The sequence below is a fragment of the Corynebacterium sp. c3Ub_189 genome, from assembly GCF_039907195.1.
Classification (GTDB): domain Bacteria; phylum Actinomycetota; class Actinomycetes; order Mycobacteriales; family Mycobacteriaceae; genus Corynebacterium.
Window position 1 is genome coordinate 52,218 of record NZ_JASBOF010000011.1, and the last position, 21,386, is coordinate 73,603.

20 protein-coding genes and 1 tRNA gene are annotated in these 21,386 nt (G+C 64.1%); 14 read left to right on the forward strand and 7 right to left on the reverse strand.

The window, feature by feature from the left end:
• Positions 1 to 88 precede the first annotated feature (88 nt).
• Positions 89 to 595, reverse strand: a complete 507-nt coding sequence (locus QKD99_RS06900; RefSeq protein WP_239278546.1) for a phage holin family protein — start codon at positions 593 to 595, stop codon at positions 89 to 91.
• Between the two features lie 105 nt (positions 596 to 700).
• On the opposite strand from QKD99_RS06900, the gene QKD99_RS06905 reads away from it, so the two are divergent.
• Positions 701 to 1,417 carry an oxidoreductase gene (locus tag QKD99_RS06905; protein WP_239278483.1) on the forward strand — a complete coding sequence of 239 codons (717 nt, stop codon included), beginning with the start codon at positions 701 to 703 and terminating at the stop codon, positions 1,415 to 1,417.
• Here QKD99_RS06905 and QKD99_RS06910 read toward each other — a convergent pair.
• The gene (locus QKD99_RS06910) at positions 1,414 to 2,292 is read right to left on the reverse strand and encodes an HAD family hydrolase (RefSeq protein WP_347951078.1); all 879 of its coding nucleotides are present in this window, start codon (positions 2,290 to 2,292) and stop codon (positions 1,414 to 1,416) included. The two genes, QKD99_RS06905 and QKD99_RS06910, sit on opposite strands and share 4 nt — an antisense overlap.
• Before the next feature lie 1,016 nt (positions 2,293 to 3,308).
• Between QKD99_RS06910 and ssd the strand changes: the two genes are divergently transcribed.
• The 8 genes from ssd to QKD99_RS06950 all read left to right on the forward strand — a co-directional run bounded on the left by ssd (position 3,309) and on the right by QKD99_RS06950 (position 8,267).
• Entirely contained in the window at positions 3,309 to 4,376 is a 1,068-nt protein-coding gene (ssd, locus tag QKD99_RS06915) for a septum site-determining protein Ssd (RefSeq protein ID WP_347951079.1), read from the forward strand.
• Positions 4,373 to 5,551, forward strand: a complete 1,179-nt coding sequence (locus QKD99_RS06920) for a TadA family conjugal transfer-associated ATPase (protein ID WP_347951080.1) — start codon at positions 4,373 to 4,375, stop codon at positions 5,549 to 5,551. Before ssd ends, QKD99_RS06920 begins: the two co-directional genes overlap by 4 nt.
• Entirely contained in the window at positions 5,544 to 6,332 is a 789-nt protein-coding gene (locus QKD99_RS06925; protein ID WP_284820801.1) for a type II secretion protein F, read from the forward strand. The genes QKD99_RS06920 and QKD99_RS06925 overlap by 8 nt, the downstream gene beginning before the upstream one ends.
• The gene (locus QKD99_RS06930; RefSeq protein WP_284820802.1) at positions 6,329 to 6,925 is read left to right on the forward strand and encodes a type II secretion system F family protein; all 597 of its coding nucleotides are present in this window, start codon (positions 6,329 to 6,331) and stop codon (positions 6,923 to 6,925) included. The genes QKD99_RS06925 and QKD99_RS06930 overlap by 4 nt, the downstream gene beginning before the upstream one ends.
• Positions 6,926 to 6,949: 24 nt before the next feature.
• Complete coding sequence (locus QKD99_RS06935; RefSeq protein ID WP_005327144.1) at positions 6,950 to 7,138, forward strand: DUF4244 domain-containing protein; 189 nt, start codon at positions 6,950 to 6,952, stop codon at positions 7,136 to 7,138.
• Between the two features lie 55 nt (positions 7,139 to 7,193).
• Positions 7,194 to 7,508 carry a hypothetical protein gene (locus tag QKD99_RS06940; protein ID WP_005323101.1) on the forward strand — a complete coding sequence of 105 codons (315 nt, stop codon included), beginning with the start codon at positions 7,194 to 7,196 and terminating at the stop codon, positions 7,506 to 7,508.
• A complete protein-coding gene (locus QKD99_RS06945; protein ID WP_284820803.1) occupies positions 7,501 to 7,827 on the forward strand; it encodes an Rv3654c family TadE-like protein in 327 nt (108 codons plus the stop codon). The genes QKD99_RS06940 and QKD99_RS06945 overlap by 8 nt, the downstream gene beginning before the upstream one ends.
• 242 nt (positions 7,828 to 8,069) lie before the next feature.
• Positions 8,070 to 8,267 carry a hypothetical protein gene (locus QKD99_RS06950; RefSeq protein WP_005327148.1) on the forward strand — a complete coding sequence of 66 codons (198 nt, stop codon included), beginning with the start codon at positions 8,070 to 8,072 and terminating at the stop codon, positions 8,265 to 8,267.
• Between the two features lie 7 nt (positions 8,268 to 8,274).
• On the opposite strand, the gene QKD99_RS06955 is transcribed toward QKD99_RS06950, so the two are convergent.
• A complete protein-coding gene (locus tag QKD99_RS06955) occupies positions 8,275 to 10,638 on the reverse strand; it encodes a DEAD/DEAH box helicase (RefSeq protein WP_347951081.1) in 2,364 nt (787 codons plus the stop codon).
• Between the two features lie 176 nt (positions 10,639 to 10,814).
• On the opposite strand from QKD99_RS06955, the gene QKD99_RS06960 reads away from it, so the two are divergent.
• Complete coding sequence (locus QKD99_RS06960; protein WP_204610420.1) at positions 10,815 to 11,018, forward strand: cold-shock protein; 204 nt, start codon at positions 10,815 to 10,817, stop codon at positions 11,016 to 11,018.
• A 44-nt stretch (positions 11,019 to 11,062) separates the two neighbouring features.
• Here QKD99_RS06960 and QKD99_RS06965 read toward each other — a convergent pair whose 3' ends face one another.
• Complete coding sequence (locus QKD99_RS06965; protein WP_200435935.1) at positions 11,063 to 11,692, reverse strand: DedA family protein; 630 nt, start codon at positions 11,690 to 11,692, stop codon at positions 11,063 to 11,065.
• 248 nt (positions 11,693 to 11,940) lie between these two features.
• Here QKD99_RS06965 and topA point away from each other — a divergent pair, with 248 nt between their 5' ends.
• Positions 11,941 to 14,916, forward strand: coding sequence for a type I DNA topoisomerase (gene topA / locus QKD99_RS06970; RefSeq protein WP_347951082.1), 2,976 nt, complete (start codon positions 11,941 to 11,943; stop codon positions 14,914 to 14,916).
• An 18-nt stretch (positions 14,917 to 14,934) separates the two neighbouring features.
• The gene (locus QKD99_RS06975) at positions 14,935 to 15,531 is read left to right on the forward strand and encodes a hypothetical protein (protein ID WP_347951083.1); all 597 of its coding nucleotides are present in this window, start codon (positions 14,935 to 14,937) and stop codon (positions 15,529 to 15,531) included.
• On the opposite strand, the gene QKD99_RS06980 is transcribed toward QKD99_RS06975, so the two are convergent.
• Positions 15,481 to 16,719 (reverse strand): DUF418 domain-containing protein, encoded by a 1,239-nt coding sequence (locus QKD99_RS06980; RefSeq protein WP_347951084.1) that lies wholly within the window; start codon positions 16,717 to 16,719, stop codon positions 15,481 to 15,483. The two genes, QKD99_RS06975 and QKD99_RS06980, sit on opposite strands and share 51 nt — an antisense overlap.
• An 11-nt stretch (positions 16,720 to 16,730) precedes the next feature.
• Positions 16,731 to 18,263, reverse strand: coding sequence for an adenylate/guanylate cyclase domain-containing protein (locus QKD99_RS06985; RefSeq protein ID WP_284844304.1), 1,533 nt, complete (start codon positions 18,261 to 18,263; stop codon positions 16,731 to 16,733).
• Between QKD99_RS06985 and QKD99_RS06990 the strand changes: the two genes are divergently transcribed.
• Positions 18,262 to 19,500, forward strand: a complete 1,239-nt coding sequence (locus QKD99_RS06990) for a DNA polymerase III subunit delta' (protein ID WP_239278500.1) — start codon at positions 18,262 to 18,264, stop codon at positions 19,498 to 19,500. The two genes, QKD99_RS06985 and QKD99_RS06990, sit on opposite strands and share 2 nt — an antisense overlap.
• Before the next feature lie 76 nt (positions 19,501 to 19,576).
• A tRNA-Thr gene (locus QKD99_RS06995) sits at positions 19,577 to 19,652 on the forward strand.
• A 69-nt stretch (positions 19,653 to 19,721) separates the two neighbouring features.
• Here QKD99_RS06995 and QKD99_RS07000 read toward each other — a convergent pair.
• Positions 19,722 to 21,344: an AMP-binding protein gene (locus QKD99_RS07000; protein ID WP_284844306.1), complete on the reverse strand. Its 1,623-nt coding sequence runs from the start codon at positions 21,342 to 21,344 to the stop codon at positions 19,722 to 19,724.
• Positions 21,345 to 21,386 lie beyond the last annotated feature (42 nt).

Genomic DNA, 21,386 nt, shown 5'->3' on the forward strand with positions numbered 1-21,386 from the left:
TAGAGAAGAGGGGGCGGAAGTACACAAAATCCGCCCCAGGCTAGCTAGGGCGGATAGAGGGGTGCACGTACGCGTGGCGCCTGCCGGTTTAGGTGTAGAGGCCGTTGGTGTTCTTACGGTCCAGGGACTTCTGCGCCTTGCCCGGAACCAAGTTCTTGAGTTCCTTGGTGGAGTCAATGGTCTTCTGCGGGGCCTTGACCTGCTTGACGTTCTTCAGGCCAACGAAGGCCAGGATGCCGGCGAGGACGATCATGATCAAGAAGACGATCAGGAACGCTGCCCAGCGGTCCAGCCAGACGGCGAGGAGCTCGGCCAAGAAGAAGAAAAAGAAGAAGGAGCTATACAGTGCGATGGTGCCTGCGCCGCCGAAGAGGCCTGCACCGATGCCGCCCTTCTTAGCGGACTCTGCCAGCTCGGTCTTGGCTAGCTCCACCTCGGAGCGTACGAGCTGGGACATCTGCTCGGTGGCGTTGGAGACCAGCTGGCCTACCGAGGTCTCGGACGAGGATGTATCCACGTCACTCAAAGGGATCGAGTTCACCTTCGGTGCAAATTGATCAGTACCGTCGGTAAAAAGTCCATCGTTGCTCACGATTAATTCTCCTCGCGTTTATCTAAACCTTGTAATGTCCCCAACAATAATGGAATCACTATTATCCCATGGTGCCACGCATACTTAGGGACTTCCACGGCTATCCTAATGGATATGTCAGAAAATGACGCGTTATCCCCGCTGTTTCGCCTGCCGGGGGTAAAAGAAAGTGCAGAAAAGGCCGCCGCTGCCATTGCCCGTGCACACCGCCGACCTGCAGGATTGCGCAAGTTTAAGGTTATCTCTGCGGAGTCCCTCATGCGCGGCGCCCGTGTCAGCGTGGCGCTGGACGGCCACGCCATCCCCCCACATCCGGGACCGGAAGATATGGAAGAAGGGCCGCTGGCCAGCGCTGTCAGTGCCTATTCCGTGGCCGCCCCGGAACTCTTAGATGCCACGGTGCGATCCTTTGCGCGGGCACCGCTGCAGGTGCTGGCGCGCATCGACGTCGCGGCCGGAGGCACCGGCATTCCGGCCGGCGAGAGTGCGCGCTTGCAAGGGTTGGGCCGGCTCATCGCGCAGGGTGGCGGTCCCGCTTTCGATCTCTTGCTGCCGAGCGTGGTCCATGCCGAGATTGCCGCCGGCGAGTTCTTTGGCCCTCGCAGTGGCCTCGTCGCGCGCGTTGCCTCCCGCCTCGCCGCGGTGCATACGGGCTTTGACCCGCGCGGTTTTGCCGTGCCCGAGGTCTACTACACCCGCCACCGCGCCGAGTATGCCGCCGCGGTGGACAATTACCGCACCGCGCTTGCCGACGCCCTCTTAACCCACCTCACCGCCTGGACTGCCGGTGGCAAAGAAGCCGACGCGATTGCTCGCGCGGCCTAAGAGGCGCGCCGTGGGCCCCGCTTGGGCGGGCCAGGGCGGCCCGGATGCTGCGTTAGCCACAGGCCAGCGCCGATAACTGCCGCGGTACCCGCCAGAACGGAAGCGCCGATTCCAATTTCCTTGGCGGTCGGTGCAGGAAGGAGCGGCACCGGGTCCTTAAACGAGCGGATCTCCCATTGGTGGGCGAGGGCGTGGCGCTTTAGTTGCTTGTCCGGGTTGACGGCGACGGGGTGGCCTACCTTTTCCAGCATCGGGATATCGGTAGCGGAATCCGAGTAGGCATAGCTGGCATTAAGGTCGAGGTTTTCTGCCGCTGCGGTCTGATCCAGTGCCTCTGCTTTAGTGGGGCCCTTGCAATAAAAGAGCACCTCCCCGGTAAAACGGCCGTTTTCCTCTGCCAATTCGGTGGCAATGACGTGTTCGACGCCGAGTTCTTCTGCGATGATGTCCACCAGCACGGCCGCGGAGGCAGAGACAATGACCACGTGGTGGCCAGCGGCGCGGTGGGCGCGGATAAGTTCGCGGGCCTCAGCATAAATGGAGGGCGTGACCACGTGATGCATGGTGTCGCGGGCGATGGCGCGCACCTCGTCCACGGACCACCCAGTGACCATTGCGGTGAGTTGGTCGCGGGTGGAATCCATGCCTTCGCTGGTCAAACCGGAGAACATATAGCTGGCCTTAGCAAGTGATAGCTGCAGTGCTTCGGCCGGCGAGATGAGCCCGTTGTGGAGGAACTCGCGGCCAAACGCATAGGCCGAGGAGGTGGCGATGATGGTCTTATCGAGATCGAAAAACGCCGCGGTGCGTGCGGGGTCGCCGCCAGCGCGGGTGGTGGCGCGGCGGGGATGACGGGGCTCGCGGGAAGTAGTCATGATGTGCTGCCGAGTGTAGCCGCACTTAACGCTTGCTGGTGTAGAAGTGGCTGATGTTAGCGGTGATTTGTATGTCACTAATGTGGGATTGGGAGTCCGCGTGGGGGTGGCGCTGGGTGAACATGCATTCGGTGCAGGTCAGCGCCGTGACCGTGGAAATCTGCTGTTAGCTGTTGTGATTGGGTGGCGAACATGTCATAATAAGCCGTGCAAGGCCCCGATATACCGTGCGGCCTGCCCCGGCTCACCCCCCGAGGCCGGGTTACTGACGGCCCGCGCGCACACCCCCCCCGATGCGCGGGCCGTCACCTATATCTACCGCCGTGCGGCGCCGGTTAGGGTTAAGGGTCAAAATGTGTGTCTGGTTCGGCGTGTCGGTGGGGGTTAGATTTGCCAGCTTCCAGGCCGGCTGACTGGGCGTAGACGGTGTAAGTGAAGTCCTAGTCGTTGGGACAATCAGTACGGCCGACGGTGCGCTAGGAAACACCGGCTAGGTAGCTTCTACTACGCAACCGTCCCAACGTGCGCGGCACTAGAGCCAATTCTTTGAGCTAGTTCCGTTCAGGTTGTCGGCGCAGCGCAGCAGGCGATGGGCTGGGCAAATACTGCTGCATTGGGGGCATCGGGAGTGAATCTTGATGGCGGAGAGCCACCTGGTTAAAACCGCCATCGGTCGAAGCTTCGGCTGTCCGATTTGTTGCATTTTGTATCTTCACCGCAGTAGCAGTGTGGTCGAACGACCGTCTTCTACCACAGATTGGCAGCGACACCGGGGTTTTAGCGTCCCAAGGCCAGATATATGCTCCCGAAGCGTATATTTGACGTTAACTCAAAGGTCAGAGCCTAAAAATCCCCGTTTCCAGACACACTTTCTGACCCTTAACCCGCCGGTTATCCACAGATTTTTGGTTGAAACGACAACCAAACTAGGTCCACATGGTGACTTCGGGCGGGTTATCCACAGCGCTGCTGCCAGAGCCTCGCTGCGGTTGCGCGACTGTTTCAGGCTATGAGGCATGAACGCACTACACCCTGATTCCACCGTCATCGTCGTCGCCATTGGTGACGAAGCGCTGCGCGCCGAGGCCGTTCACGCCGCGGCTGCGACCAGCCACGATGTGCTGACCGTAACCGATCCCCGCGATATCCCACGCAGCCTGCCCGGCGCCTATGCGGTACTAGTTGATTCCTTGATGGCCCGCGTGGTGGCAGCAGCGCAGCGCACCCACACCGCGCCTGCGCCCGTGCTTTTCCTCGCTGCGGATCCCGGACCGATTGACTACGAGGCGGCGCTCGCCTGCCACGCGGAGAGCGCCTTTATCATCCCCGCCCAGGTGAAGGAGTTGCTGGCGAGCATCGCCGCGGCGGGCGCGCCGCAGGAAGCGCGGCCGGGCAGCGCGACCATCGCTGTGGTGGGCGCGAGCGGTGGGGTGGGTACTTCTACCTTCGCGGCCGCGCTGGCCCGCACCCAGTGCGCAGCCGACGGTCGCGCCCTGCTTATCGACGCCCACCCATACTCCGGCGGCCTCGACCTCCTGCTCGGCGTAGAAGCGGAACCGGGGGCGCGCTGGCCGGAGCTTACCGTGGGCGATGGCAGCATCGATGCCGCCGATCTCTACCGCGCGCTGCCTTCCACGCCTGATGGAGTAGCGGTGCTCTCGGCCGCGCGCAGCACCGTCGCGGATCCCTTCCGCTTGGAAAAAGACCTGCTTGCCCGGGTGGTAGGGGCGGCCCATGCGGGCGAAGGGGTATGCGTGGTGGATTGCACCCCGGAGACTATCCCGGATGCCTGTACTCACGTGGTCATCGTGGTGGCCGCGGAGGTGCGATCGGCAGCGTCGGCCGCGCAACTCCTGGTGCGTCTCGATGCCGCGCGGCGCAGGTGCGTGGTGGTGCTGCGGCAACGCCAGTGGGCGTCGTTAAGCGCGGCGGAAGTAGAACGCATCGTCCACAGCACGGTGCTGGCAGAATTGCCGACGCTCCGGGGCCTCACGCGCGCGGTAGAAATCGGTGGCCTGCCGCAGCGCCTCCCCGCACCCTTGCGTAAGGCCGCCCGCGCGGTCCTCGAGGAGGTCGGCGTATGAGCGAGCATAAAGCAGCACAAGAAACGCTAGAAAAGATGCAGCGCATCATTGCCGCCGAGCCCGAATTGGTGCATGATGCGGCAGCCCTGGCCCGGCGCATTCGCGCAGAGGCCGGCGTGATTAGTGACGTCGCGGTGCTCGACCTGCTGCGCCGCCTGCGCCAAGACGCCACCGGCATGGGCCCGCTCGATGCGGTGCTGGGGCGCGAGGGCGTTACAGACGTCGTAGTCAACGGGCCACACGCGGTATTCATGGACCGCGGCGAAGGCCTTGAGCGCACCGATATCACCTTCCGCGATGATGCCGAGGTCCGCCAGCTGGCCAGCCGGCTTGCGGCAGCTTCAGGCACGCGCCTCGATGATGCGCAGCCCTTTGCCGATGGCCGCGTTACTCGCCCCGATGGTGTCGTGCTGCGCGTCCACGCCTTGCTAAGCCCGCCCGCGGTGGCCGGGACTTGCCTGAGCCTGCGCGTATTGCGCCAAGCGCAGACCACCCTGCCCCAGCTTGTAGACAATGGCACGCTGCCTGAAGACATCGCGGCACTGCTGCGCGCCGTGGTGGACAAGCGGATTTCCTTCCTCGTCATCGGCGGCACCGGTTCCGGCAAAACTACCCTGCTCTCCGCGCTTTTGGGAACCGTCTCCGAGCGCGAACGCATCCTCGTTATCGAGGACACCGCCGAGCTCTCCCCGCACCACCCGCACTGCGTCAGCGTGGTCTCGCGCCGGGCCAACGCGGAGGGAAGCGGCGAGGTCACGATGTCACAACTGCTGCGCCAAGCGCTGCGCATGCGGCCGGACCGCATCGTGGTGGGCGAGATCCGCGGCCGCGAGGTGGTGGACCTCCTCGCCGCGCTCAACACCGGCCACGACGGCGGCGCCGGCACGCTGCACGCCAATTCCCTCTTTGAAGTACCAGCCCGCATGGAGGCGCTCGCCGCCCTCGGCGGCTTGGACCGCGCGGCGCTGCATTCGCAATTGGCGGCGGCTGTGCACATGGTGCTGACCATGGAGCGCACCCCGCAGGGCCGCCGCCTCGCCCATATCGGTTTGCTCGAGGGAAACCCAGTGACCCCACGCATCATCTGGAGCGCCGAAGATGGCCCGGCAGACGGCTTCGCGGAATTCTCCGCGCAGCTTCTGGGCGAGCCTGCCGGGGAGGCCAGCCATGCTTAGTTACCTCATCCTTGCCGCTGCGCTGCTTATACCCGCGCCCTCGAGTGCCGGCCGCTTGGCCTCAGCCACGCGCCGGGCACAGACCAGCTCGGTGGTGATCTTAGGCGCAGTCTTTTGCGGCAGCCTCGTCTTCTACTCGGTGGGACGCATCAGCATCGCCATCGCTGCCGCCATTATCGCGTGGTGCGTGTCCTGGTACGCGAAGGATATTGTGGCCGCGCGGGCGGAGCGGCGTGGCCGCGAGGGGCTGGCCGCTTACCTGGGCGTGGTCACCGCAGACCTGCGCGCAGGGGCGACCTTGGCTGGGGCGCTCGCCCGCGGCGTGGAGTCCCTGCCAGCCACCACCCCGCGCGAGGTATCCACAGCACTAGAGTCCACGGCCGCCCTTGCCGCGCGCGGTGCGCCGCCGCACATGGCGCTGACAGAAGCGCAGGGCGGCAAGGCCCTGTCAGAGCTTCACCGCTTAGGTCACTTATTAGAGCTTTCCACCTACCACGGCATTGCGGTGGCCAGCTTGCTCGACCAAGCCCAAAGCCGCCTCGACGCTTCCCGACGCCACCAGCAATCCACCTCCGCTAGCCTGCAAGGCCCCCAAGCCACCGCCACGGTGCTCGCGTGCCTGCCCATAGCCGGCATCGCCATGGGCGGGGCCATGGGCGCCAACTCGCTCGGCTTCCTTTTAGGCGGCGGTTTAGGCGGCATCCTCCTCGTGGTGGGCGTGGCGCTGGCCTGCGGCGGATTCGCCTGGTCGCGCGTCATTATCCGGAAGGCGGCCGCATGACCCCGCTCATCTTTATCGCCCTCGCCGCCCTTGTCGGCCTGCCATCGCACACCGCCCGCTTGGCACCTGCCAGCGCAACCGAGACCACCGCCAAGACCCCGCGCGATGGCCCGACCGCGCGCGGGGGACTGATAAGCAAGCTCAAGCCCGCCGTACCGCTGGATCCACTGGCAGTAGCTGGCGACGTCGAGCTCTTCGCAGCGTGCCTGGCCGCAGGGCTATCCGTACATGGCGCCACCACCGCGGTGGCCCGCACCGCGGATGCCCAGACCAAGGAACTGTGGGAGACCGTCGCCGCGCTGCTCGGCGTGGGCGTTCCCGCGCACTCCGCGTGGGGCCACATGAAGGGCCATGCGGGGCTGGAGGACTTAGCGCAGCTTGTCATCATGTCGGGCCAATCCGGCGCCACCATCGCGGCCGGGTGCCATCGAATCTGTACTTCTTTGCGCGCGGAAGCATCCGCCCACGCCACGGCGCAGGCGGAGCGCGCAGGAGTATTTATCGCCCTCCCGCTGGCGGTGTGCTTCCTGCCAGCATTCATCGTTCTAGGACTTGCGCCCGTAGTTATCAGTTTGGGCGCACAACTTCTCTAAACCTCACATGAAAGGACACTAATCATGCACGCACTAAATAAGTATTCCCAGCTCATCCGTAATGACGAGGGGATGAGCACCATCGAATATGCCATGGGATCTTTAGCGGCCGCCGCGCTTGCCGGGGTGCTCTACATGGTCATCAACGGCGGCGGGGTGGTCGATGCCATCGAGGGCATCATTACCGACGCCCTCTCGAATACCCCGAGCTAGCGACGCTCTTTAACCGCGGCCGGCGGGCCCAACCCGCCGGCAGAAAGGAGGAATGATGCACAGGGTATTTGATGACGATGGCTCCGTGACCATCGAGGCCGCCTTGGCTTTAAGCTCCCTGGTCTTGGTCGCGGCGGGAATCGTGGGTGCCATTGCCACGCTGGCATCCTATATCGCCGCGGTGGACATGGCGGGCGCGGCCGCGCGTTCGCACGCCATCGGCGTCGAATACCATCCCCCGCGCGAGGATGCCCAGGTCAGCGTGGAGGAAAGCGGTGGGTTGGTGAGGGCGTCGGTAAGCGTCGATGCCCCCGTCGGCACCATGCGCTCCGAGGCGGTATTTCCGGCCGAGGTGGGCGGAAATGAGTAGGCCGAGGCGCTGCGGCGAGGAAGGCTATGCCACCATTGCCGCGGCCGGCATCATCGTCGCCATCGTGAGCCTCCTGCTAATCGTGGCGGCAGTGGGCTCGCGCGTGGCCGCGCGCCACGAGGCCCAAGTGGCGGCCGACCTCGCGGCGGTTGCCGGTGCCTGGGCCCTCGCTACGGGTGAAGATGCTTGTGCCGCCGCGCGCGATACCGCCGCGCTCAACAACGCCACCTTAGAAACCTGCTCCGAATCCGGCCGCGATGTCATTGTCACCGCCACAGTCCGTGGCCGGTCCACTCAAGCGAAGGCCGGGCCGGTATGACCTGGCAGGAAGCAGTAGTGCGCCTTATCCCCACCGCGGTGGCAGCCGTAGCAGGCTTCATCGCTTGGCGGGAATACCGCCGAATGAATTACTGGATGGTATTTTCTCCCCACAATTCTGGGATTATTATCGGACGTTGAAGGAGATTCCCCTTTTATCAACACGCTGTGGGATTTTGCCCAAGAGTTTAAAGAGGGTGAGCTCGACAAATCTGCCCCGAAAGAAGAAAGAGGCGATGCTCCATGAGGCATCCGCAAGGCTCGCCTTTTTACGAGCCGAATCCTGAAGTGCGGCGCACTCGCGCACGTGCAGCGGCGGAAATTCAGCGCATAATATTGGAGCGGTTTCCTCATCGGCGTGAGGAGCTATTGCAGCGCAGCGCCGACTATGAATACGCGCGGGCGCAACGAGTAAATGAAGAAGAAGGCAAAACCGCTTAAGTTGAGGCTAGCCCTGCGTCATGGTGACCAGCGCACCCAGTAGCTTGATGGCACCGTCCTTGCTCAGCGGATTGTTTCCGTTTCCGCACTTGGGCGACTGGACGCACGACGGGCAACCGGCTTCGCACGGACAAGAGCGCACCGCCTCGAAGGTGGCCGCGATCCATTCGGGGAAGCGGCGGAAGCCTTCTTCCGCAAAACCGGCGCCGCCGGGGTGGCCGTCGTAGACAAAGACGGTGGGCAGCTGGGTATCGGGGTGCAGCGCGGTGGACACGCCGCCGATGTCCCAGCGGTCGCAGGTGGCGATAAGCGGTAATAGGCCAATGGCGGCGTGCTCGGCCGCGTGTAGGGTGCCGGGCGTATCGGAGGCCGTCACACCCATGGCGGAAAGCGCCATCGGATCGATGGTGTAGGCCACCGCCCGGGTGACCAGGCGCTGTTCGGGGAGATCGAGGGGGATATCGTCGCCAATGGTGCCATCGGCAAGCCGCACCTGGTAGCCGGTGACGCGGTCGGTGACCTCCACCTCCACGTCCGCCACCCACAGCCCTGGGGAGTAATTGACCAGGTTATCGGCCTCGCGCAGGATGCGGATATCCGTGGTGGAGCGCGGAGTCGTGGAATAGTCCGGGGCCTCGGGCCGGGCCAGCGCCAGGTAATCGCTGAGGATGAGCTCCTCGATGACAAAACTTTCGCCCTGGTGCAGGTACACCGCGCCGGGGTGGACCTGGCTGGTAGCGCGGGCGGCGTCGATGGTGCCGAGCAGGCGGCCGTCGGAGGAATCTACGATCATGACTTCCTCGCCTGCCCCGCCGCGCAGCGACACCGCGGTATGCGCCGTTTCGGGCGAGAGTTCCTCCGGTGAATGGGCAGGGACGGGCACGGCGAACCAGCCGCGCTCGCGGCGGCGCAGCAGGCCAGATTCGGCCAGCTGGTGAACCACATCCTGCGCGCCCCAAGCGGCAATCGTGGCATCATCCAGTGGCGTTTCCACCGCGGCGCAATAGACGTGGCCGAAGAGGATATACGGATTGGCCGGGTTGAATACGCTGGCCTCCACCGGCCGGCCCAGCAGTGCCTCCGGATGATGGACCAGGTAGGTATCCATCGGCTCGTCGCGGGCGATGAGCACCACGAGCGAGCCCTGTCCGCGGCGGCCGGCGCGCCCTGCCTGTTGCCAAAAACTTGCGACGGTCCCCGGGAAACCGGCCGTGACCACTGCATCGAGCCCACCGACATCGATGCCCAGCTCGAGGGCGGAGGTGGTGGCGACGCCGAGCAAGGAGGCGTCATCAAGCGCGCGCTCCAACTTGCGGCGGTCCTCGGCCAGGTAACCTGCGCGATAGGCGGCGATGCGCTGGGCAAAATCGGGCCGGCCGAGGCTACCGGAGAGCACCTCGGCCGCGCGCATGGCCACCACCTCGGTCGAGCGGCGCGAACGCACAAAGGTCATGGTGCGCGCGCCCTCAGCGATGAAGGAGGCCATCATCTCGGCCGCCTCGGTGGTGGCGGCGCGGCGCACCGGCGCCCCGTGCTCGCCCTCGGCCCCCTCGATAAAGCCCGGCTCCCATAGCGCCACGGTGCGCGCGCCGGTGGGGGCGGTGTCCTCCGTAATCGCGCGGGCAGGCCGGCCGGTAAGGCGCTGCGCATGCCGGCCCGGGTCCTTCATAGTGGCCGAGGCATAAATAACCGTCGGCCGCGAGCCATAGTGCGCGCACAGGCGCAACAGGCGCCGCAGCACCAGCGCCACGTTCGCGCCAAATACGCCCCGGTAGGAATGGCATTCATCGATGACAATGAACTCCAGGTGCCGCAGCAGCCGCGCCCACCGCGCGTGCGCCGCCAGCAGCGACATATGCACCATATCCGGGTTGGAGAAAACGAACCGCGAATGATCACGCACGCCCGCGCGGGATTCCTGCGGCGTATCGCCGTCATAAGGCGAGGGCACCACGCCTTTGAGCGCCGGAATGCCCCGGCACAGCTCGAGCACCGCCTGCAGCTGGTCCGATCCCAGTGCCTTGGTGGGGGTGAGATACAGCGCGCAGGCGGTCGGCTCCTGCGCCAGCCGGCTCAGGATGGGCAGCTGGTAGCCCAGGGACTTTCCCGAGGATGTGCCGGTAGAAATTACCGTATCCTCGCCGGCCCAGGCCGCCTGCGCCAGCTCGGCTTGGTGGCTATACAGCTTGCCGACGCCCCCTTCGACCAGCTTCTCCTTCAACTCCGGCAGCACCCATTCGGGCCACTCGGCATACTGCGCGCGCTGCGGCGGCAGGGTGGTGTGAAATGTGAGAGTGGACTCATCGAGGCGGCGCTGGATGAACTCGAGGAGCTCTTCTCCCAGGGGATTATCCGTTTCCGGGTGAGCCAATTTCTACCCCCTCATGAGTTAGGCCTATCGCTTTGGCGTGGAACGTGTCACACTTATATGAGGCCAATGATGTCTTGGTGCGGTGTTTACACTTTAAGGTACTGCTAAAGGACGCATTTACCGAACCCCTCGGCGCGGAATCGCCGCACCGCCAATCAAGAAAAGGACTGCACACCATGGCACAAGGAACCGTTAAGTGGTTTAACTCTGAAAAGGGCTACGGCTTCATCGAGCGCGCGGACGGCGAAGGCGATATCTTCGTCCACTACTCCGAGATCCAGGGCAGCGGCTTTCGCACCCTAGAGGAAAACCAGCAGGTCACCTTCGAGGTAGGCTCCGGTCCGAAGGGCGAGCAGGCCCAGTCCGTGTCCGTAGTTTAGGCGGCCGGCTCCCCTGCTCAGGCCTTTCTGCTCAGGCCTTCCTGCTACGGCGTTTCGGCGTAGCCGCGGCGGGTATCCCACCACTCGGTGAACTTATTCTGCAGTTTCTGCAGGCCCACGCCGATGATGACGGCGGCGATGATGCTGACCACCACAGCCAGCACCGGCGAATTGGAAAAGGCCATGCCGCCCAAGTAGCCAATGGCGAGTGCCTGGGCCGCCCAGAGCGCAACACCAATGGTGTCGAAGAAAACAAAGACGATCCACGGGAAGCGCATGGACCCCAGCAGGATGGTCATAAACAGGCGCGCTGAAGGAATGAAGCGGGCAATAATAATGGCCGCACCGCCGCCGCGGCGCATATTGCGCTTGACCCAGTTGAGTCCCTCGTAGGCCTTAGAACCTTTAGGCACGCGCTGGAGCAGGGGCATGAAGCGCGTGCCCAGCAGGAAACAGAGATTATCGCCCATCATGGCGGCAATGAGCGCTACAAAAAACATGGTGGGCAGGTGTGGAAAGCCCTGGGAGCCGGACCAGGCGCCGGCCATATTGAGCGGGATTTCAGAAGGCAGCACGGGGAAGAAGCAGTCACCGAAGATCAGCACGCCGACCAGCGGGTAGATCCACTCTGTGGACATGACGGTTTCAATCCACATAGTGATGGTGTCAACCATGAATCCTCCCCGGGCGTCGTCTTGGGTGTGCTATTGTGCCCCACAATGCTTTCACAGCTACTGGGCGTTCTAAGTAGGCCAGTATAGACCCGTTCCGTGGGGGTACATAGTGCCCCTGAAAACGGCCTTTTGGCAGTACCGCGTATATGGTGCGAGAAAGGAAATGCAGATCAACTGTGTACGCTAGGGGCGATTGCTGAAAGCGTGCATACCTTATTGTTCGCATCATCGAAAGGGATGAAGTCGAAGTGGCAGAAGCAGCCGGGCCGGGAAAGACCTTGGTGATCGTCGAGTCGGCGACGAAGGCGAAGAAGATTCAGCCTTACCTCGGAGATAACTACATCGTGGAGGCCTCCGTGGGCCATATCCGCGATCTTCCCCGCGGCGCTGCGGACGTGCCGGCTAAGTATAAGAAGGAATCCTGGGCGCGCCTCGGCGTGAACCCGGAGGATGACTTCGCCCCGCTGTATGTGGTGAGCCCCGATAAGAAGAAAAAGGTCGCGGACCTCAAGTCCAAGCTGAAGCAGTGCGATCAGCTCTACCTCGCAACAGACCCCGACCGCGAGGGCGAGGCCATCGCCTGGCACCTGCTGGAGGTCCTCAAGCCTAAGGTGCCGGTGCGCCGCATGGTTTTTAACGAGATCACTAAGTCCGCGATCCTGGAGGCCGCGGATAATACCCGCGATCTGGATTACAACCTTATCGACGCCCAGGAAACCCGCCGCATCCTCGACCGACTCTACGGCTATGAGGTCTCCCCGGTGCTGTGGAAGAAGGTCATGCCGCGGCTTTCTGCCGGCCGCGTGCAGTCGGTGGCCACCCGCGTCATCGTCGAGCGCGAGCGCGAGCGCATGGCGTTCATCCCGGCCGACTACTGGGACCTGGCAGCCACGCTAGATACCGGCGCTGCGGACGCGGACAACCCCGCTACTTTCGACGCCCGCCTCACGGCCGTCAATAGCAAGCGCGTGGCCTTGGGCCGCGACTTTGATGACCGCGGAAACGTCAAGAGCAAAGACGTCATCGTCATCACCGAGCCGCAGGCCAAGGCGCTAGAAACCGCGCTGCGCGGTGCGGATATGCAGGTCGCTGGGGTCGAACACAAGCCCTATACGCGCAAGCCCTATGCGCCGTTTATGACCTCGACGTTGCAGCAGGAGGCTGGCCGCCGCCTGCACTTTACCTCTGAGCGCACCATGCGCATTGCGCAGCGCCTGTACGAAAACGGCCACATTACTTATATGCGTACGGATTCGACCTCGCTGTCCAAGCAGGGCCTGTCCGCTGCGCGCAATTCCGCTACCAGCATCTATGGCGCAGAGTACGTCTCTGATTCCCCGCGCGTGTATGACCGCAAGGTGAAAAACTCCCAGGAGGCTCACGAGGCTATCCGCCCGGCTGGCGAGTCCTTCGCCACCCCGGGCCAGCTCTCCGGCCAATTGGATGCGGAGGAGTTTAAGCTTTATGACCTGATTTGGAAGCGCACCGTCGCCTCCCAGATGGCCGATGCCAAGGGAACCTCCATGAAGGTCACCGTAGCCGGCACCGCCGCCACCGATAAGGGCAGCTACGACGTGGAATTTTCCGCCACCGGCCGCACCATTACCTTCCCCGGCTTCTTGAAGGCCTACGGCGCGGACGACGCCAAGGGTGATAAGAAGGGCGAGACCCGCCTGCCGCATTTGGAGAAGGGCCGTGCCCTGACCGCCAAGGAGGTTTCCGCCGAGGGCCATTCCACCAACCCGCCGGCGCGCTATACCGAAGCCAGCCTGGTCAAGAAGATGGAGGATCTGGGCATCGGTCGCCCGTCCACCTACGCGTCCATCATCAAGACCATCCAGGACCGCGGCTATGTGGTTTCGCGCGGCAATGCGTTGGTGCCCTCCTGGGTTGCCTTCGCCGTCGTGGGCCTGTTGGAGGAAAACTTCACCGAGCTGGTGGACTATGACTTCACCTCTTCCATGGAAGACGAGCTAGACCAGATTGCCACCGGCATCGAGGACGGCACCGCCTGGCTAAACGGCTTCTACTTTGGCAACGCCGAGGCCAACGAGCAGAAGGCGGCCTCCATCGCCCGTCACGGCGGCTTGAAGTCGCTTATCGACGTCAACCTGGAAGCCATCGACGCCCGCAAGGTCAACTCCCTGCGCCTCTACACTGACACCGAGGGCCGCGACGTCTTCGTCCGCGTGGGCCGCTACGGCCCGTATATCGAGCGTGCCGTTGGCACTAACGACGACGGCAGCATCGAGTATCAGCGCGCCAACCTTTCCGAAACCGTCACCCCGGATGGCCTGAATGAGGAGCTGGCGGAAAAGCTCTTCGCCACTCCGCAGGGCGGCCGCGAGCTGGGCGAGAACCCGGAAAACGGCCGCATGATTGTGGCCAAGGAGGGCCGCTTCGGACCGTACGTTACCGAGGTCGTCCGCGAGGATGAGCGGGAGAAGGCCGAGGGTGAGGCCGAGGAGGTCGTCGCCAAGGAGCGTGCCGAGGAAGACAAGCAGCGCGCCGAGGAAGGCAAGCGCGCCAAGAATTGGGAAACCAAGACGGCCGCAAAGCAGAAGGAAAAGCGCGTCAAGGAGTACATCGAAAACAAACTCAAGCCGGGTACGGCCTCGCTGTTTAGCTCGATGGAGCCTTCTACGGTCACCCTCGAAGAGGCACTTAAGCTGCTTTCCCTGCCGCGCGAGGTGGGCGAGGACGACGGCGTGATGATCACCGCGCAGAACGGCCGCTATGGCCCATATCTGAAGAAGGGAAATGACTCGCGTTCCTTGGCCAAGGAAGAGCAGATCTTCACCGTCACCTTGGACGAGGCCCGCCGCATCTATGCCGAACCGAAGCGTCGCGGCCGCGCTGCGGCCCAGCCGCCGATCAAGCAACTGGGCGATAACGACGTCTCCGGCAAGCCCATGACCGTCAAGGACGGCCGCTTCGGCCCCTATGTCACCGACGGCACCACCAATGCCTCCCTGCGCCGCGGCGATGACCCGGAGCAGCTTACCGACGCCCGCGCGAACGAACTCCTTTCCGAGCGCCGCGCCAAGGAAGCTTCCGGCGAGACCAAGAAGAAGTCCACCAAGAAGTCCTCTAAGAAGACGACGAAGAAGAAGGCAACCAAGAAGGCCACCAAAAAGTCCACGAAGAAGGCTGGCAAGAAGGCAACTAAGAAGCCTTCGCCCGGCACGAAGAACGTGGTGAAGGCCGGCTCGCGCAAGAAGTAACCGCGTAAGGTGGCGGGCATGAACGATTTTCTTGCCCGCACCCAAGAAGGCGCCGCGGCCCTGTGGCGCGCCGTCACCGACATCAGCGCGCGGCCGGAGGTTTTGGCCGCGGTTCGCGAAGAACCCGCCGTAGGCGCCGGAGTTGTAGCCGGAGCCATTGGCCAAGTGGAAAAGGCCCGCCGGCTGACTCGGCCTTCGGCGCTCGGCGTGGCGGCCGTAACGGCGAACCATGCCGCCTATGCGTGGAGCCTCTATCGCCGCGGCGCGCGCAATGATGCCCTGGGCTGGGGCCTGCGCGCGGCCGCATGGGGCGCGGGCGTTGCCGCCACTCGCACACAGCCGACGGCCGCTGCGGTCGCGGTGGGCGGCGCGGCGGTGCTCACGACCTCGGCTTTGGCGGGAGACCCAGCGCTGCGCACCGATGCTGGCAAGGGCATCAGCCACGGCGCCAACCTGCTCGTTGTGGCCGAGGGGCTGACGGCCCTGCGCGCGGGGCTCGCGCAGCGATATCGCGGTAAGCGGAAGCAAGGGGCGCGCCTAGTGGGCGCGGCCGAGGCGGGTGCCCTAGTTGTCGGCCACCTGCTGCTTATTGATGGCCTGTGCCGCACGCGGTAGCTGCGGCTGCATCGTCGGACCGTAGGACAGCCGGCGGTGCACCGCCTCGAACGGCCCGCGAAGGTCGAAGATTTCCAGCACGCAGGCCCCGATAAGCGTGGCCAACCACACCGCGAAGGCCAGCGCGGCCTGGCCGAAGGCACCCAGATCGTGGCCGAAGTTCAGCGTGAACGGGTGCACGAGGCAGAAAAAGAGAATGGACTGCCCTACGTAGCCGCTCATGGAGCGCTTGCCCAGCGCCGCAAAGGGCCACAGCACCGCGGGCAGCGGCGCGCCGGCTGAAAGTCGCTCCTGCACCGGCTGCAGCATCAGCGCGAGCCCGGCCAGGATGCCAGGCCCGGTAAAGACTCCGATGAAAGCGTTGGCATTATTGGCCGCATTGGCCCAGCGCTGCTCGATGACCCCCAGCGTGCTCAAAGACCACAAGCTACCGATTACGACGGTAATGGCCACCGCAATGGCGACCCAGCGCAGGAGGGTGGGGCGGTGAGAGGGGACGTCGGCAAGCACGCCCTGGCGCGCCCACACAAAGCCCACCAGCATGACGGGCAGGTACATCAGCACAATGATTGGCGTGGCAATGGCCTGGCTGCCGAGGGTAATAAGCTGGCTAAGCAGCAGATCGGGGTAGGACTCGATGGTGCCAATGCCCTCCGTGGCCACCACGCCGCTGGGATCCGCAGCACCGGAAATGAAGGCTACCACCCCGCCCAGTGCGCACAGTGCGAACAAAATATAAGCAACGAGCATGAGGGTAGAATCCCGCTTGCGCAGCAGGAAGGCGATGATAATTCCGGCCACGCCATAGAAGAACATAATGTCGCCCCAAAACAGCAGCACCAAGTGCACTGCGCCCATCGCGGCCAAGAAGGCATAGCGCTTGGCGATGACCCCGCGTGCCGCCCGCACCGGAAACCCGCGCCGCCACAGACTCATCGCAATGAGTCCCACGCCAAAGCCGAGCAGGGTAGAGAACATGGGCAGTCCGCGGTTGTGGACAAAGAAGGCGCCAAAGACGACGGCCGCCTTATCCCACGCGCTGCCATCGATGATGCCGCCGAAATAGCTGCCCGGCCGGTCGGTGGTGATGATCCATGCCGTGGTCATATTGGCCATGGCGATGCCTAGAAGGGCCATGCCGCGCGCCACATCGGGCACGATCATGCGGGGCCGGGAAGCTGAGCTCACTGAAAACCTCGTTATACCTCGGAACGTTCTGCCAGGGTAGCGCGGATAGGGCGAGCCAGCTGGGTCATGCGGTGACGCCCGCGCAGCTCAATGGATTTCATCATAGTCCAGCGGGCCTGCTCGGCCTCATTGGCGGTCTTGAGCGTGGCGGCGTTGGTAAGCACCTGGCCCGGGGTGTCCTTGGCCAGCTCGGTTAGGCGCGCAGCCTCGTTCACGGCGTCACCGATGACGGTGTATTCGAAGCGATCCGCGCCGCCGATGTGCCCGGCGACGACGTGCCCCGCCGCCACGCCGATGCCCGCCTGCAGCTCCAGCCCGCGCAACTCGCCGCGCAGCTCGCGGGCGGCCTGCAGGGCCATGGAAGCGGAATCATAAACGTTGAGCGGCGCGCCGAAGACAGCCAGCGCGGCATCACCCTGGAACTTATTAATGATGCCCTTGTTGCGGTGCACCACCTCGACGACGTGCTCGAAGAACTTATTGAGCTCCTCCACTACCTCCTCGGGGGAGTGGTTGACGGCGAAGGTAGTAGAACCGATGACGTCAATGAAGAGCACCGCGACCTTGCGGTCCTCGCCGCCCAACTCGGGGCGCTCCTCTAGGGCGCGCTGCGCCACCTCGGCGCCGACGTAGCGGCCGAAGATATCGCGCACGCGCTGGCGCTCGCGCAGGCCACGCATCATCTCGTTGAAACCGGCCTGCAGTACGCCCAGCTCGGACCCGTCATAGATATCGACCTCGGCATTGTTCTCGCCGCGGCGCACCCGGTTAATGGCGTCCTGCAGCTCCACAATCGGGTCCACCACGCTCATCACCGCGAAGCTAGTACCGATAAACCCGGTGGCCAGGGCGGTAAGTGCCAGGGCCGTGATGGCGGGAACCAGGTCTCCTGCGGTGCCGGAGAAGAGCCCGGTGCTCTGGGCGATGAGCACCAGCAAGATGCCGACCAGCGGCACGCCGGAGGTCATCAGCCAGGCCGAAATGAGGCGGTACTTGATGGGCGGCTCCAGGGTGGCATCCTCGAAGCGGCGTGCCACCGCCTGGGCGGCCACCGGGCGCACGAGGCGTTCTGCCTGCAGGTAGGTCAAGATGACCACTACGAGGCCGGCCAGGGTGGCGGACACGCCTACGACGAGCCCGAGGCTGCCGGATTCCCGGCCGGAAATCACCACGGCCAGGATGATGCCGATGAGCCACACCGCGGCCGCCACCACGGATTGGTAGACGGGGATGCGCATGACCAAGTTGCGCACCATATTCGGATCGTGCTCGTCCGGGTTGCGCTGCCAGTCCAGCACCGGGCGGAAAAGCAGCAGGGTGACGGCGATGCCGATGACTACGGCAAAGATGAGGTACACCGCGGCGACGCCCATCAGGCTGGGCAGCTCGGCGGCAAAATCCTTAATCTCCGGCATCGGTAGGAAATAAAGGACAAAGGTCATGATGGCGATGGCACCGATGAGGTTCGCACCAAGGACTAAGGCGGCGTAGACCGGCCATTGGGTACCCATGAGCCATCGAGCGCCGCGCAGTAGTCTGTTCATGCCTTCATACTTTAGTAAGACCAGTAGGCTAGGGCGAGTGAATACCGGAAGCGTTGCGCAAAGATTGGCAGATACCCCAGGTGTGGCCCGTACCATCCTGGGCGCCGCTCGGGCGGCCAGGGGGATGCCGGGGGCAGACCCGCGGGCGATGAGCCATTCCTGGCTATTTACCGGGCCGCCGGGCTCCGGCCGTTCCCTGGCCGCCATCGATTTTGCGGCCGCGCTCATGTGCACGGACCCAGAGGAGCCGGGCTGCGGCCGATGCGAGGCCTGCCGCGCGGTGCTGGAGACCAAGCAGCACACCGATCTGGTCCTCGTGGATCCACAGGAGGTCATCATTCCCGTGGATACGGTGCGCGAGGTCATCGGCCGCGCGGCGAGCCTGCCCACGGTGGCCCCTTGGCGCGTGGTGATCTTCAATAACGCTGACCGCCTGAACAATAACGGCGCGAATGCCCTGCTCAAGACGGTGGAGGAGCCGCCAGCGCGCACCGTGATCATCATGTGCGCGCCTTCCGACGCCCCCGAGGACTTCTCCCAGACCCTCCGCTCGCGCTGCCGCCACCTCTACATTCCCTCCCCGTCGGTGGAGAGCATTACCGCCCAGCTGGTCAGCGAGGGCGCCTCGGATCATGACGCCCACTTGGCCGCCCTCACCTCCCTCCGCCACGTCGGCCGGGCGCGGCGCCTGGTCAACGATCCGGCGGTGCAAAAACGCCGCGCGGTGGCCATCAACCTGGCAGAAGAGGTCTTCCACGGCTCTCAGGGCTTCCAAGCGGTGACCTCGCTGCTGAAGATGGTGGACGCGGAGGCGAAGGACTCGCACAAGGAACAAGAAGAGGCCGAGCTGGCGAAGTTGGAACAAACCCTCGGCGTGGGCGCGAAGGGCAAGGGCGCGGCCAAGGCACAGCGCGACGCCCGCTCCGCCATCAAGGACCTGCAGGACCAGCACAAGAAGCGGGCGAAGCGCCGGGTGATCGACAACCTGGACCTTGTGCTTGTTGATCTCTCCGGCGTCTACCGCGATGCACTCATGCAGAAGGTGGGCGCGCAGGTGGATCTCACCCACCCGGACTTCGCTGGACTTTCTGGCGAGATCGCGCAGCGCGTGAGCGAGGAAGGCCTGCTGGACTGCCAGGCGGCCATTACGCTGTGCCGCGAGCAGCTGACCCAAAACGTCGGCACGCAGATTGCCTTCGACGGGTTGGTGGGCCGCCTGCGCCGTGCGTGCCTGTAGGCGGGGCCCGATTTCTATTCCGCGGCGCCCCTAGGTTAAACTCTCTCTTGCTGCACTGGCGCATGCCAAGCAGCGCGCCGCCTTAGCTCAGTCGGTAGAGCATTTCACTCGTAATGAAAAGGTCGCGAGTTCGATTCTCGCAGGCGGCTCCACAGAGGCCGCAGGTGTATAGCCTGCGGCCTTTCGCGGTTTTGGGGAAAGCGCGTTGTGGCGGCGGCGCGCTAAGCCCCGCCGTGGTTATTAAGCAGGCGCGGGACCACCTTGCCGGTAGCGTTGCGCGGGAGCTTGGCCAGGAAGTGCACGTCGCGCGGAACGGAGTGATCGGCAAGCTTGGTGCGGACCCAGTCGCGGATGGCGTCGGCGGTGAGGGCCTTTCCAGCGGCGTCGGCAGTAGGCACCGCCCACACGGCGATGCGCTGGAAAGTCTCGCTATCCTTTACGCCACCGGCGTGGACCTCGTGGATGCCGGGCATGGCCTCGAGGACCTCGGTGACGGACTGCGGGTGGACGTTTTCGCCGCCGACGATGATCATGTCATCGGCGCGGCCGACCACGTGCAGGAAGTCGTGCTCGTCAATGTAGCCCAAATCGCCGATGGAAATGAGCCCGTCCACCTTATTGAGCCGCAAATTCGGGTTGGTATAGCCGGTCATTGCGGTGGAGTTGGTCAGGTAAATCTCTCCCACCTCACCGCGCGGAACCGGGTGGCCCTCCTTATCGAGGATGCGCAGCTTCGTGCCGGAGGCCACGCGCCCGGCGATGGTGGGGTTGGCGGCCACCTGATCCATGGTGGCGGTCGTCGCCAGCGCGAGCTCGGTGGATCCGTACACGTTGCACAGGATGGCGCCGAAGCGCTCATTGGTCTCCTTGACCACCTCCGGGGTCAGCGCATTGCCGGCCGAGGCAATGAATTTCAGGCTCGAGGTATCGAACTCGCCGGCCGGGTCCCGCTCCACCAAGCGCTTAAAGAAGATGGGGGAGGAAATCATGCCATCGAGGCGGTAGCGCTGGACATCGTCAAGCACCTGCTCCGCATCGAATACCCGGCGGGTGACGATGGTATTGCGCAGGCCAAGGGCAATATTGATGCAGGCCCAGCCCCAGGTATGAAAAATGGAGGCGGTGAGCTGCAGGCGCTGGTCGGCGCGCCACGGAATCGTATCCACGATGGAGGCCAGCACCACGGGCAGGGTCGGTTCCGGCCGCACAATGCCCTTCGGAATGCCGGTGGTGCCGGAGGACATGAGCACGATTGGGCCGTGCTTGGGGAAGCGCGGCAGCTCCACGGCCGGTGGGTTCTTCACAATCTTGTCCAGCTTCGGCAGATCGCTTGCGCCCGTATCGTGCGCGATAATGACCGGGATATCGGTGTCCACGCGGTCGATGAACTCATCATCCACCACGAGCACGTTGATGCCGTTTTCTTCGATGCAGCCGGCCAGCTGTTCCGGGGAAGAACCCACGTTGAGCAGGTAAATAGAAGCGCCCACATAGCCCTTGGCGCCGAGTGGAATGATGATGCCGCGGCCGTTGCGTGCCATGACGCCGAGGCGAATCTCGGGCAGGTCCAGCGAGCGGAGGTAGCGGGCGAAGCCCTGCGTGTGGGTGCGCAGCTGGCGGTAGGTGAGGGTGCCGTCGTCGTCGATAAGCGCCAAGCGTTCCGGGCAGGCGAGGTAGCCTTGTTCGATCTCGCGCGCGGTGGTGAAGCGGTAGCGGGCCAGGTTCGGCAGCAGATTGAGCTGGGCCTTCGCGCCGCCTTGGTGGCTGACAAGTCCGGCGTTAAGAAGCGCCGGCACGAACCGGCCGAGGGCTGCAGCGTGGAATGTGAAATCAGAAAAATTCACGATCGGGAAAGCTCCAAATTAGCGAAGATAACGAAAAGATAA